Here is a 13809-nt window from a genome sequence, read left to right on the forward strand (position 1 = left end):
CCAATATAAGAAATCCTTGTACAGTGTTCGATTTCCTGTAATAAACTAATTTTTAGAGATGCCCTTATTGTTTTATTGATTTTTTGTCACTCAATGTGTCTTCGGGTAAAAAAGAATATTCCCAACCCAATCACCGCGACTGCCGCTACGATGAACATTGCGTTGATATCTCCTCCAAAATCAAGCCACTCCATGCCAACACTTTTTTTTGTGTCTAATTCATTCACTGTTCATACCCTCCCTTTTCGATATGGAAAGTTTAAAGCGCATTGATGATGATTCGCTTAGAACAAAAGCACCTACTCCTTGGAAGATTGTTCTCCAACTCAATTTTGTCAATAGGGTAAGAAACAAATTAGGGCAAATCCTTGGGTCCTAAGGGTTGGAGAATTGAGCTTTGTTGATACATGGGGTTGCTGTTTTTTAACACCTTTTAGCGTTGGCAAAGACAATGTGGGTATAATGGCCGGTGATGTTTTAATTTTCATTGCCCTTGGTCGGTTGTGGCGATTAAGAACAATTTTTTAATATTTTAGTAATGAGTTTAATGCATGGATCATTTAATTAAAGATTTAGCCATCCTTTTACTCGTTTCCCTGCCCATTAATGTTCTTTTTCACAAGATCAAGATTCCCTCAGTGATGGGGTTTTTGATAGCGGGAGTGATCATTGGTCCCAACGGCTTGCAACTGATTCAAGATTCAGAGCGGGTCAAGGATTTGGCTGAGATCGGAGTGATATTACTGCTTTTTGTCATCGGTCTGGAGTTTTCCATAAAACGCATGTTGAAGGATCTGGGGGTGGTTTTGGGGGTGGGCACCCTGCAACTGGGTCTTACAGGAGCGTTGATTTTTTTCATCTTCAACGCTTACGGATATTCCATGAGTCAAGGCCTGTTGTTCGGGTTGTTGATTCCTCTGAGTAGTACCGCCATCGTCTTGAAAATGATAACCGACCGGGCGGAAATCGACACACGGCACGGACGGATTTGCATTGGGACCCTGTTGTTTCAGGATTTAGCTGTGGTTCCCATGATGCTCATCATTCCTCTGCTGTCTCAATCTGGCCAATTATCCTCATTGGATTTTGGCATGGCCCTTTTAAAGGCTGTTGCGGCTGTTGCGGCTATTGTATTTCTTTCCCGAATGTTTGTCCCCCGGTCGCTGGGTGCGATCGCACGACTGGGTAGTAAGGAACACCTGACCCTGTTTGTGATCCTGATCATCCTGGGCACGGGGTGGGTTTCAGAATCGGTGGGGTTGTCTCTGGCTATGGGAGCCTTTATCGCCGGAATCATAATTTCTGAATCCGAGTACAGTCACCAGATTATTCTGGATATCCTTCCATTACGGGATTATTTCGGCAGTATCTTTTTTATATCCGTGGGGATGCTTCTTCAGGTGCAGGTTTTTTGGGATTCTGCCCTATGGTTTCTGGGTTTGGCGGCGGCGGTCGTCGCATTGAAAGCGGTTTTGGCTTTTTTGGCCTGTCTGGTATTGAAAAATTCTTTCAGGGATTCTTTCATCGTTGGAGCCCGGTTGGCGCAGGTGGGGGAGTTCTCTTTACTTCTTGCCAGTCTGGCCTTGGAAAGCGATTTATTTTTGCCGGGCCAGTACCAATCTTTTTTAATTGTTTGTATTCTCAGCATGCTGGCAGCACCGCTTTTGATCCAGGTTTCAACAGGGCTTTCGATGAAACTCCATTCCCTGTTTCGTGCGGGTCCAGAAGAGGAATCTGAATCTCCAGGGCAGAACAAACTTGCAGGACACGTGATCATTGCCGGGTACGGTCTGGTTGGACGGAACCTGTCACGGGTGCTTAAAGAAACGCATACTCCATTTGTCGTGCTGGAGTTGGCTGGGGAAAAAATAAAACAGGCTTTGAATGAAGAAGTTAAGGCGCTGTATGGGGATTCAACGCATCGGGACACCCTCCTTCGAGCCGGGATCAAACGCGCAAAAATGTTGGTCATCGCCAGTTCTTCCGATTTCATGTCTGCGGAACAGACGGTGCGATTGGCAAGGCAACTGAATTCAGAAGTTTATATTCTGGTGCGGGTTCGTTATGCGGCACAGGTCGATGAACTCAACGCCGCCGGAGCCAATCAGGTGATCCCGGAAGAATTTGAAACGTCCATTGAAATTTTTTCCAGAGTCCTGCGCGAATACCACATCTCCAACAACATCATCGAGCAACAGGTGGAACTTGCAAGGTTGGAAGGCTATGGCATGTTTCGCGGATTGTCGCTGAATATTGAAAGCATGAAAAAGTTTTCAGCTTACATGACCGCCAGTCTGACAGAATCCTTTCAAGTGCTTGAAGATTCCTGGTGTCACAACCAATCGATTGGTGAGCTTAAATGGATTAAAGATTCCGGCGTAAAAATGATTGCCGTGGTTCGCAATAACGATCTTGACGCCAATCCCGATCGGGAGTTTCGATTCCGGGTGGGCGATATCATCATTTTATTCGGGCGGCATGCCAACCTGGACAGGTCTTTAAAATACTTGCGCTATGGGGATTCGACCGGATAAAATTTCCTCTCATATTTCATCTCTAAAAGTGACGGCTATTTCGGCAATGAATTGACTAAAATTCTCATGCCTGAAAAAATTCAGAATGTTGCCGACATGCTCAAAAAAGTGGGGATGGGAGAGCAGGTCGATACGTTTGTGTTGACCATGAACCGGGCGGCGGAGAGTGCGGCTCCCCAGGCGAAAGGGTTTTTTATGGACGCCATCAAGGAAATGACTTTCGACGACGCTAAAAAAATTCTTGATGGAAGCGACACAGCGGCGACCGAATATCTGGACTCCAAAACCCGGCAAAAGATTTATGACGCTTTCAAGCCGACCGTGTCTACCCAACTGGATCAAGTGGGGGATACCAAAGCTTATAAAGATATGATGGGATCGTTCTCGTCCATTCCCTTTGCATCGGCTCAATCCATGGACCTGGATCATTATGTGACCGATAAGGCACTGGAGGGTCTTTTTAAAGTGGTTGGTGAGGAAGAAAAGAAAATTCGAACCAATCCCACCGCCAGGGTGACGGATCTTTTGCAACAGGTTTTTAAGAAATAATTAAAATGAGCAGGTTCCAGCGATGACAAATTTTTCCCGACCCTAAGGTGATTAGAAAAAATCTCTGGAAATCTGTATTGATTTTTACGGGATATTTCTTTGTCTCAAGCCTTCCGATTTCAGAGGCGCGTCCGACAATTCCTTCGATGCTAGAAATCCCCGGCGGGTTTTTCATTCAGGGGGATCCGACCCATGCCCGGCCTCGCGAAAAACCCGTTGCTTTTTTGGAAACATTTTTGATCGATTCACATGAAGTCACCAATGCGGAGTTTACCAAACAGTTTCCTGAACATTCCTTTCGTGAGGGTGCTGAAAAACATCCGGTGAGCCATGTGACCTGGCAGGAAGCTAAAACCTATTGCCTCTTGGTTGGCAAGCGCCTGCCCTCAGAAGCGGAGTGGGAAAAAGCCGCACGCGGGACTGATGGCCGGTTGTATCCGTGGGGCGACCAGGTTCCCAATAGAAAACCGCATCCTTATTATTCAGGACTCGTCAAGCGCACCGTGGGTCTCAATCGCCAGGACGTTTCGTTTTATGGCGTCCGGGATATGGCGGGCTCGATCTGGGAATGGACAGCGGATCGGGTGGACGGAAAGACGGTCACCCGCGGCGGTTTGTGGAATCACCACCTGGATTATGAATACAGCAAAACCTTTGAGCGGAATTTGATTGATCCAGATAATAGGTTCATCTTTTTGGGATTTCGTTGCGCGAGGTCGAAATGATATCCAGAAGAAATTTTCTTGCCCGCTGGTTGGCGGCGGTGTCGGTCATTTTGACAGGAATGTTTTTGCGTCCCTCCAAGGTCATCGCGGATATCGATCATTTTTCAGGTACTGATTTTGTCGGTAAAACCCGTGTAGGGGAGCATGAGTCGTTTTATATCAATTACTGGAAACCGATGCGGCGCATCCAGCCGTTGCAATGGAAGCTGGAGGTCAGGGGGCTTTGCAAAAATCCGGCAACGTTTACTTTAAAAGAGATTAAATCCCTGCCCGTCAAAACCCGGACCTCGCGTCTGAAATGCGTGGAGTGCTGGTCGGCGCGCGCCGAATGGCAGGGATTTTCAATCAAGGACCTGGAGGAAAAGATTCAACCTTTACCCGAAGCCACCGGAGTGCTGTTCCATTGCGCCGACACTTACCAGGAATATCTTCCCAGAGAAAGCCTGATGCGCCCCGAAACTCTGTTGGCTTACAATATGGACGGCAAACCCCTGACGGATGAGCACGGGTTCCCCTTGCGGGTGATCGTTCCGTTTAAATATGGCTACAAAAACCCAAAGGCCATTTTAACCATGGAATATGTTGCAGACGTTAAAGCCGGGACGTGGAGCAAGATCGGTCCCTATTCCATGGACGGTACGATTCTTCCTGGTATCGACCATCCCCTGGACCTTGGCAAAAAACCGCACCGCATTCCGGGAGGAGAGATCCTGGACTATTGAAAGATTTCTCTGGAATTCAGCCTATCATTTTTAAAGAAGATGGGAGACTTTCATTGCGGTATGGATTTTTTTAAAATCAGGTATCGTTTATAGGGATCTGCATTCATGCTTTTTAGAATGTTTACCATCACCTGGTTGTCTTCCAGAATCCAGGAAAGCTCCAAACCTTTTATTTGTTTTGGATCTTTGGTAATGATGTCCCCAATCAGACGATTATAGAGAAGGACATCGAGCCCCTGATTGCGAAATCGGCTTTTGACTCCCATGAGAAGAATTCGCCCGGTCTGGATATATTTCCGGTAGGAGAGAAGTTTGAAGATTCCAGTGGGAAAAAGTTTTCCTGATTTGATGCGGATCAGTACATCATTCATATCGGGAAGACCGAGCAAAAAGGCCGCAGGTTCATCATCCTTGTTCAATATGTAAATAAATTCCGATTGTGCAAAGTGCTTGAGTTGCTTTGCCATATTGTCGATTTCTGCCTCCGTCATGGGAACAAATCCCCAGTTTTTGTTCCACGCCTCATTGTAGATGTCCAAAATAATTTTTAGTTCCGATTTCAGATTTGCCATATGTAACGTCCGGATTTCGTAAGAACCTTCCAGTTCCCTGGCGATTCTTTTTGCCATGACGGTAAACAGTTCCGGCGTTTCCGTATTTCTATCGACCCAGAAAGCCAGGAGTTCCTTTTCCTTTTTGTAGCCTAGTTTAAATAGCTGGTCCGGATAATAGGGTTTTGTGTAGGGCATCATGATGACGGGAGGTCTGTCAAAGCCCTGGATCAAAAAACCCACTTCGTGGTTGGTCGAGAAATTAAAGGGTCCTATTAAAGAATCCATTTCTCCGGACCTTACCCATTGCTCACAGGAGTTCATCAATTTCTCCGCGACTTCCTCACTTTCAATTGATTCATAGAAGCCGAAAAACCCCTGCCGGGTTTTATAGAATTTGTCATAATTATCGTCACGGTGCGCCGTGACCCTCCCCACAGGCTGATTGCCTTTGTAGGCGACAAAAAAACAGACCTCGCTGTGATTCATGAACGGATTTTTTTTGCTGAAGAATTCTTTTCTTTCAAGCCGAAGCGGAGGGCACCAGTTTTTATCATTTTTATATAAAAAATAAGGGAGTTCCAGAAAATCCCGCATTCCTTTTTTATCACCGTTGACCTGTTTGACCATCACCATGAAAATAACTCCTGAAGACTTGCTGATTCTATTGAAAAGTGCCTTTTGAAGCTTTGGGTTTAGAGGGCGGAAAACTCATGAACGGGAAAACGATTATGAGTGAAAATATTAAAGATAACAGGAGAAAGTCGACCGATAAATCATTTGATTCCGTTTGTTCGACAAACTAGAATGAGCCTCTCATCTTTAGATTTAAAAAAAGTAGTTCTGTGGAAAATCATTCTCTCAAGATATCAGCGAAAACAATGGCTTGGAAAAATAAATGAGTTCAAAAAGAAATGAACCGATTGCCATTATCGGATTGGGTTGCAGATTTCCCGGTGGCGCGAACAGTCCTGAGCAGTATTGGGATCTTCTTCGTCAAGGAAAAGATGCCATTATAGAGGTTCCGCCGGACCGATGGAATGTAGAAACCTATTACAGTCCCAATCCCAAGGCCCCCGGTAAAACTATTTCCCGCTGGGGAGGGTTCATCGACTCCATGCAAATGTTCGATGCGCGTTTTTTTGGCATATCTCCCCGTGAAGCCACGCACATGGACCCACAACAGAGGATTCTTCTGGAATGCGTTTGGCAGGCTCTGGAAGATGGCGGCCAGGTTCCGGACCGTCTCGCCGGAACTCCCGTCGGGGTGTTTTTGGGAGTTTCTGGATGGGAATATCAGAGTTACTTGAAACTGGATCTTCATTGCGTCGAAGGCCAGACCGTTTCAGGGGTTGCCTTGAGTGTGGCGGCCAATCGAATTTCCTATCTGTTCGATTTTAAAGGTCCGAGTTTGATAACGGATACCGCCTGTTCCTCTTCTCTGGTGGCGGCTCATCTGGCTTGCCAGAGCATCTGGAGTGGAGAATCAACCCTGGCCATCACCGGGGGAGTCAATGCGATTCTTGTTCCAGACGTTACCATCGGCCTGGGCAAAGGAGGCATGCTGTCTCCCGATGGGCGGTGCAAGTCTTTCGATGCGGCGGGCAATGGCTATGTTCGTGGAGAAGGCGCGGGAATCGCGGTTTTAAAGCCATTGCAAAAAGCCTTGCAGGATAAGGACCCGGTTTACGGGATGATTTTATCGACGACGTCCAATCAGGACGGTCGTACCTGGGCAATGCCCATTCCCAATGGCGAGTCTCAGAAAGCCATGCTACGGGAAGCCTGTAAAAAAGCCGGGATCTCACCCAACGAGATTCAGTACCTTGAAGCCCATGGAACCGGGACCCTCATGGGTGATCCCATTGAAGCCAATGCCCAGGGCCAGGTTCTATCGGAAAATCGGCCCCTGGATGATGTTTGTTATATGGGCTCGGTTAAAAGCAATATTGGTCATTTGGAATCCGCTTCGGGAATCGCGGGTCTGATGAAAGTTGCCCTGGCGCTCAAGCATAAGGAAATCCCTCCCAACCTTCACTTCAAACACCCACATCCCGAAATAGATTTTGAAGCCCTGAAGTTAAAGATTCCCCTGGAGCTGACACCTTGGCCACAAAAAGATGTTCCGGCGCTTGCAGGGGTGAATTCCTTCGGGTTTGGCGGCACCAACGCCAATATTCTCGTCAAGGAAGCTCCCGTTCAAATGGATCCAAAGACCGACGGCGTTGACTCCGGCGACCCGGCAGATTTGCTTCTGACCTTATCTGCCCGCACTCCAGATGCCTTGAAGGATTTTGCGCAAAGTTACATCGACTTTTTTTACAAAAAGAAGGATTGGACGAGTCGGGACCTCGGAGACGTTTGTTATACCGCCTCCATGAGAAGGAATCACCATGATTATCGCCTCGCGATGGCTGGGCAATCGGTTCAGGATTTCATCGAAGGTCTGCAAGCATTTTTGAACGATGAAAAACATCCAGGTCTCTCCAGCGGAAAAGTCATCGCCGCAAGGAAATCTGAAGGTCTCTCCAGCGGAAAAGTCATCGCCGCAAGGAAATCTGAAGGTGTTTCTTCTGGAAATAATATTGTGGACGCAGGTCCAAAAATCGTTTTTTTATTTTCCGGGCAGGGTCCGCAATGGTGGGCGATGGGCCGTCAGCTTATGGAGAAGGAACCGGTCTTTCACGCCGCCATCAAAAAATGCGATGCATTGTTTAGTCGACATGCCGACTGGTCCTTGTTGAAAGAATTGATGGCGGATGAAGAGCACTCGAGGATCAATGAAACTCATATCACTCAACCGGCCTTGTTTGCCCTTCAGGTGGGTCTGGCCGATTTATGGAAATCGTGGGGTATCCAACCCTCCGCAGTGATAGGCCACAGTATCGGGGAAGCCGCCGCGGCGTATACGGCGGGAGTTTATTCCCTGGAGGAGGCCGTTCGCATCGTTTTCCATCGCGGACGATGGCTTCACAAAATGGCCGGAAAAGGGAAAATGGCGGTGGTCGGCCTTTCGGAGCGAAAAGCTGAAGAAGTTCTCAAGGGCTGGGAAAATGAAATTTCCCTGGCGGCGGTGAACAGTCCGAAATCCGTCACCGTGTCCGGAGATGCTGGCGCTCTGGAAAAAATGATGGAGCCTCTCCAGCAAAAAGAAATATTCTGTCGTTATCTGCAAGTCAATTATGCTTTTCATAGCTATCAGATGGATTCTGTCCGCAAGGATTTGCTGAAATCTTTAAAAGATCTCACCTGCCAAAAAGGCTCCATTCCCTTTTATTCTACCGTGCGGGGAAAAGTTGAGAGCGGAGATCAATTGGGAGCCGATTACTGGTGGGAAAACGTCAGAAACCCCGTCCGTTTTTTTAAAGCCACAGAAAAACTGGTCCAGGATGGATTCACCACCTTTCTGGAATTCAGCCCGCACCCGGTTCTTGGAGCCAACATCTCTGAATGCCTTTCCCATTTAAAACAGAAGGGCACGGTTCTTCCCTCTCTGAATCACAATGAAGAGGACCGCAAGATCATGGTGAATTCTTTGGGGGCTCTCTACTGTCAGGGCCATCCGATAGATTGGAACTCGATTTTCCCAGATGGCGGACGTTGTGTTTCTTTGCCCTATTATCCCTGGCAGAGGGAGCGTTACTGGCATGAAAGGGAAGAGAAAGGCTATGATCCCTTTGCCGTTGATGTTCATCCTTTCCTGGGTTGGGAGATGGAGTTTTCATCTTCCGGATGGCAATGCCGCCTGGATAAACGGGATTTAATTTTTCTTGGCGACCATGTTGTCAAGGGGCTCCTCATATTTCCAGGCGCGGGATTTGTCGAGTGGGCTCTGGCCCTGGCGAAACATGTTAAGGACGGCGCCTCCTGTGTTTTGGACTCGATCGAATTTCACAATGCCCTGATCCTTCCCAGGAACAAAGGTCTCAAAACCCAGATGAGCTATGACCCCTCGGATGCGTCCTTTAAAATTCACAGTCTGTCCGACCGAACCCATCAGACCTGGACGTTGCATGCAAGTGGAACCCTGGCGGATCAATTCAACCCGAACGATCCTGCAAAAATCGATCTGCAAGCCATCAAAAACCGTTGCAAAAAGGAAGTGATCTCAAAGGAGCTGTACGAAACTTTTGAGAAAATGGGCTTGAGCTATGGTCCCGCTTTCCAGGGGATCGACAAATCCTGGCGCGGGGATGGAGAGGCTTTGGCGTTGCTGAAAAAGCCAGAAGCCCTGGGAATTGACGCCAGGCCCTACCAGATCCATCCGGCCCTTCTGGATGCGGCCTTTCAGGTTTCCGCGTTGTTGGCTCTGGAATCCGAAGCGCTTACAAGTAAACTATTTCTCCCTGTCTCCTTGGATAGGGTTCTATTCAATGGATCTCCCCCGCATCCCCTTTGGGTTTACGTGAAAGCAAAAGAGTTTAGTAGCGGTCAGGCCGTGGTTGATTTGCAGATGTTTGATGAGGATGGGAAAATTTGGATCGAGTGCCAGGGGCTTCATTTGCGGGCGATAAATCCCGGACGGGGAAGAGATTTGCAAAACCCGGACAACTGGCTTTATGAATGGCGTTGGGAGCCCTGTTCTGACACAGCTTCGTCTAGCCAGAAAAGTGTAACGGCTCTGCTTCCTGGGCCGGATGAAATAGTATCCTCGCTTGAAGAGGGGCGAGATTATCTGTCTCAGGTTCTTGATCGCCCCTGTTTTTACGATGCCATTGAACCGCAGTTCAATCATCTGAGCGCCCTTTATGTTCTTAAAGTCCTGAAGCAACTCGCGCCTGGATTTGAAGCGTTGACGGTGTTTTCCACTGAATTCTTGATGGAACACTTCAAGCTGAATCCCAAACACTCGGCTTATGTGGAAAATTGCTTGTGCATTCTTGGGGATGAAGGAATTTTAGAGAGGCAAGACACGCAGTGGAAAATAGTTTCTATTCCAAAAAAAGTTGAAAACCCTCAGGAAGTCTGGAAATCGATGATGGGGAAATTTCCGGCCTACTTAGCCGAACTCAATCTGTTAAGGTTGGCGGGAGAAAAACTTGCTGGAATTTTAACGGGCGAAATCGATGGACTGCAAACAATTTTCGCTGAAGAAAACGCCATTTGGGAACGTCTTCAGCAGGGTGCTTGCAGTTCGCGGATTTATACCCTGTTACTGCAAAAAGTAATTTCTTTTCTGTTGAATGATCTGCCCGAGGGCAGAAAGTTACGAATATTGGAGATTGGCGGCGTGGCCTCTGGGGTGAACACCCCTTCTATTCTTCGCAAATGCTCGCCGGATAAAGTGGAATACGTTTTTACCGATTTAACGGAAGACAGGGGTGAAAAAGCCGGGCAGAAACTGCGGGAATTTTCCTGCGTTCAATCTAAAACGCTGGATTTGGAATTGCCTCCTTCTACGCAGGAGTTTGCACCTCATTCCTTTGATTTAATTCTTGGGTCACATTTTAATTTTGAGATGGAGCCGTCGCCAAAGGCTCTGGGGCATATCAAAGAATTGCTTACATCCGAGGGCCTGCTCCTGCAACTTGAATGGAATACCGCTTCCAGTTGGCTGCGTATGATTTTGGGAGTTTGTGAGTTTGATTGTGGGACAGCAAAAAAAGCGCCCTTTCCCTGGAAGGGGGGCGGGGATTGGCGCCAATTGTTGACAGAAGCCGGTTTTGAAAACGCGTTGCAGTGGGGAGATGTGGATGATTTAAGCAAATCTTTGCAGACATTTCTTTTGGCAAGAGGCCCGAAAATTTCACAGGCAGATTCCCCGCAGGAAAATAAAATACTCGCACCCAATAAAAAGGGCAGTTGGATACTATTTGCCGACAGCAAAGGTGTGGGAAAAGCTCTGGCGGAATCTTTGCAAAATTTTGGCGAAAATTGTTTTCTCGTGACGCCGGGAACCGAGTTCCAAGCGGGGGGGGATGGTCGAATCCAGGTGCGTCCCGACTCTCTGGAGGACATGGGAGACCTCATCCATTTTGTTCGCAAGCAAAAACCGGCGCTTCGCGGCATCGTCCATCTATGGAATCTGGATAGTCCAGAGACAGCAGACTTATCCTTGAGCTCCCTGCAACAGACGGAAACTTTCGGAAGCCTGAGCGTCACTCAACTCATCAATGAGATGGCGAATGTCAAATGGTCGAAAGCGCCTCAGCTTTTTCTCGTGACCCAGGGCAGTCAGGCCGTACAGCCGAAAGAAAAAAATATCTCAGTCGCCCAGGGACCTGTTTGGGGAATTGGGCGGGTGATCCAGTCCGAACATTCCAATTTCAAGTGCAAAATTGTGGATCTGGACCCCGAGTCGGGTTCCAACCCGGAAAATGCCTTGTTTGCAGAATTGTGGCGGGACGACAGGGAAGAAGAGATCGCCTTCCGGCAGGGTCAACGATTCACCTATCGTCTCCACCGTCCCGAGCCTGAAGAAACGACCGTAGACAGTTTTATCCAGGCTAAAGAAACTGAAGCTCCCGCATTTGTTATGGATATTGGCACGCCGGGAATTCTTGAAAATTTTAAGCTCAAGGCTGTGGAGCGTTCCCGGCCCGAGCCGGGGGTTGTGGAAATCCGGGTTTGTGCCGCCGGTCTTAATTTTCGCGATGTGATGATTGCGCTCGGCCTGCTTCCAGGAGAACTGGAAGGGGTGAATCACACCTGGGAAACCCTGGGTTTGGAATGCTCGGGAATTGTGACTGCAGTGGGCGAAGGGGTGACGGATTTCCAGGTTGGCGACGAAGTGGCGGCTTTGTCAGGTGGAGGCTGTTTCGGTTCTCACACGATGGCCCCGGCGTTTGCCACAGCTCTTAAACCCAGGCAAATTAGTTTTGAAGATGCGGCCACCATTCCAGTGACTTTTTTGACCGCCTGGTACATGCTGCATTCTGCAGGCAGGTTGCAAAAAGGAGAACGGATTTTGATCCACGCCGCGTCCGGCGGGGTGGGCATGGCGGCGGTGCAAATTGCCCAACTTGCTGGTGCGGAAGTGTTTGCGACGGCAGGTACGGATGAAAAAAGAGGTTTCCTTCGTGATCTGGGAGTGAAACAACTATTCGATTCCCGGTCGCTTGCATTTGCCGAGCAAATCATGGAAGAGACTCAAGGCGAGGGCGTGGATCTGGTTTTAAACTCCCTTGCCGGCCAGTTTATTTTCAAAAGTGTTGAAATTCTCAAACCATTGGGCCGTTTTCTGGAAATCGGCAAGAGAGATATCTACGAAAATAACAAGTTGGGGTTGCGGCCCTTCTTGAAGGGAATTTCGTTTATCACCATGGTGGACATCAAGCAGGGATTTGCATCTCTGGGAAAAGAGTTCCGGTCTATTTTTATGGAAATAATGCGGCATATGAATAACGGCGATCTGCATCCCTTGCCGCATCGCGTGTTTCCCATATCCAATGCCGTGAATGCCTTTCGCACCATGGCGCAGGCCAAACACATGGGAAAAGTTGTGGTGTCCCTGGAAGAACCCGACTTAAATCTGTCTCAAGACGAAGTCTATTCCACGTCATTTTCTGCCGATGCTACCTACCTGATCACCGGCGGACTCGGCGGTTTCGGATTGGCCACCGTAAAATGGATGGTCGGGCAGGGTGCGCGCCACCTGGCCCTGATGGGCCGAAGTGAAACTCCTTCGGACGAGGCCAAGGCCGCCATCGCCGTCATGCAGGAAGCCGGAGCCGAGGTGCGGATGGTCCGTGGAGATGTTTCCGACGCGCAAGATGTGAGCCGGGTATTGAAAGAGATCGAATCCTCTATGCCGCCCCTTAAGGGAATCATTCACGGAGCGATGGTCTTGGACGACGGTCTTTTGATTCATCTGACCCCGAAACGCTTTAAAAGAGCCACAGCTCCCAAGATTCATGGCGCCTGGAACCTGCATCAACAGACATTGGGCAAATCTCTGGACTTTTTTATCCTGTTTTCTTCCGTGGCCAATGTGGTGGGCAATCCGGGGCAGGCAAATTATGTGGCCGCCAATGCCTTTCTGGAATCGCTGGCGCAGTACCGGCGTGGGCAGGGTCTTTCGGGACAGGTCATTCATTGGGGGCCGCTATCCGGTGTGGGGGTCGCCGCCCGGCAACAGGGGTTGATCAAGCGCCTGGAGGGTCAGGGACTGATGAGCATCACGTCCCGGCAGGCCGTGGAAATGCTGGGCCGGTTGATGCATAAGAATCCGGTAGCGATGGGGGTGTTTCCGATCGATTGGAGAAAGCTGCTGTCATTGAGCCGGTCGGGTTCCAATTCTCCAAGATATTCCTATGTGCTGGGTGATGACGCTCAAGGGGATCACGGAGGAGACCTGGATGGGGAGGTTCTTATCAGGCCCAAACTTCTGACAGTGCCTCCTGAGGAGCGGGCCGAGATTCTTGGGGAGCATCTCAGGCAGTCCATAGCCAAAATTTTGGGGTTGGCATCTTCCAAGCTTGAAATGGATCTGCCTCTCACCGATGCGGGATTGGATTCGTTGATGGCCATGGAGTTGATCGTCAGAATTGAAACGGATTTGCAAATCACCGTTCCGGTCGTGCGGTTTCTGGGTGGGCCGAGTATCAATCAAATGGTTCCCTGGTTGCTTGAGGAAATGGAAAACCAGGAAGACGACGAGGATGAAATTGAAGAGGAAATGTCCGCATCGGTATCTATAAACTAGCAGGTTGCTGAAAAACTATTTTTGGGACCTTAAAATGTTAATTTCAAGTTTACTGTTAATTTAAGAAAACCAGTAGCACAGGCG

7 protein-coding genes are annotated in these 13809 nt (G+C 48.6%); 5 read left to right on the plus strand and 2 right to left on the minus strand.

The window, feature by feature from the left end; translation table 11 throughout:
* Positions 1-86: 86 nt before the first annotated feature.
* Positions 87-227 (minus strand): hypothetical protein, encoded by a 141-nt coding sequence (locus O3C58_13250; protein ID MDA0692819.1) that lies wholly within the window; start codon positions 225-227, stop codon positions 87-89.
* 324 nt (positions 228-551) lie between these two features.
* On the opposite strand from O3C58_13250, the gene O3C58_13255 reads away from it, so the two are divergent.
* The 4 genes from O3C58_13255 to O3C58_13270 all read left to right on the plus strand — a co-directional run bounded on the left by O3C58_13255 (position 552) and on the right by O3C58_13270 (position 4530).
* Positions 552-2534 carry a cation:proton antiporter gene (locus O3C58_13255; protein ID MDA0692820.1) on the plus strand — a complete coding sequence of 661 codons (1983 nt, stop codon included), beginning with the start codon at positions 552-554 and terminating at the stop codon, positions 2532-2534.
* 18 nt (positions 2535-2552) lie between these two features.
* On the plus strand, positions 2553-3083 hold the full coding sequence (locus tag O3C58_13260; protein MDA0692821.1) for a DUF4197 domain-containing protein: 531 nt from the start codon (positions 2553-2555) through the stop codon (positions 3081-3083).
* Positions 3084-3229: 146 nt separating this feature from the next.
* Positions 3230-3808, plus strand: a complete 579-nt coding sequence (locus O3C58_13265; protein MDA0692822.1) for an SUMF1/EgtB/PvdO family nonheme iron enzyme — start codon at positions 3230-3232, stop codon at positions 3806-3808.
* Positions 3805-4530 carry a molybdopterin-dependent oxidoreductase gene (locus O3C58_13270; GenBank protein ID MDA0692823.1) on the plus strand — a complete coding sequence of 242 codons (726 nt, stop codon included), beginning with the start codon at positions 3805-3807 and terminating at the stop codon, positions 4528-4530. The genes O3C58_13265 and O3C58_13270 overlap by 4 nt, the downstream gene beginning before the upstream one ends.
* A gap of 50 nt (positions 4531-4580) precedes the next feature.
* On the opposite strand, the gene O3C58_13275 is transcribed toward O3C58_13270, so the two are convergent.
* Positions 4581-5717 (minus strand): hypothetical protein, encoded by a 1137-nt coding sequence (locus O3C58_13275; GenBank protein MDA0692824.1) that lies wholly within the window; start codon positions 5715-5717, stop codon positions 4581-4583.
* A gap of 262 nt (positions 5718-5979) precedes the next feature.
* Between O3C58_13275 and O3C58_13280 the strand changes: the two genes are divergently transcribed.
* Positions 5980-13725, plus strand: a complete 7746-nt coding sequence (locus tag O3C58_13280) for an SDR family NAD(P)-dependent oxidoreductase (protein ID MDA0692825.1) — start codon at positions 5980-5982, stop codon at positions 13723-13725.
* The last annotated feature ends 84 nt before the right edge of the window (positions 13726-13809 follow it).

The sequence above is a fragment of the Nitrospinota bacterium genome, assembly GCA_027619975.1.
GTDB lineage: Bacteria > Nitrospinota > Nitrospinia > Nitrospinales > VA-1 > JADFGI01.

Bases quoted from the DNA above. Each gene is read 5' to 3' on its own strand.
- O3C58_13275 (MDA0692824.1), bottom strand. From the start codon at position 5,717: ATGGTGATGGTCAAACAGGTCAACGGTGATAAAAAAGGAATGCGGGAT.
- O3C58_13255 (MDA0692820.1), top strand. From the start codon at position 552: ATGGATCATTTAATTAAAGATTTAGCCATCCTTTTACTCGTTTCCCTG.
- O3C58_13280 (MDA0692825.1), top strand. From the start codon at position 5,980: ATGAGTTCAAAAAGAAATGAACCGATTGCCATTATCGGATTGGGTTGC.
- O3C58_13270 (MDA0692823.1), top strand. From the start codon at position 3,805: ATGATATCCAGAAGAAATTTTCTTGCCCGCTGGTTGGCGGCGGTGTCG.
- O3C58_13265 (MDA0692822.1), top strand. From the start codon at position 3,230: ATGCTAGAAATCCCCGGCGGGTTTTTCATTCAGGGGGATCCGACCCAT.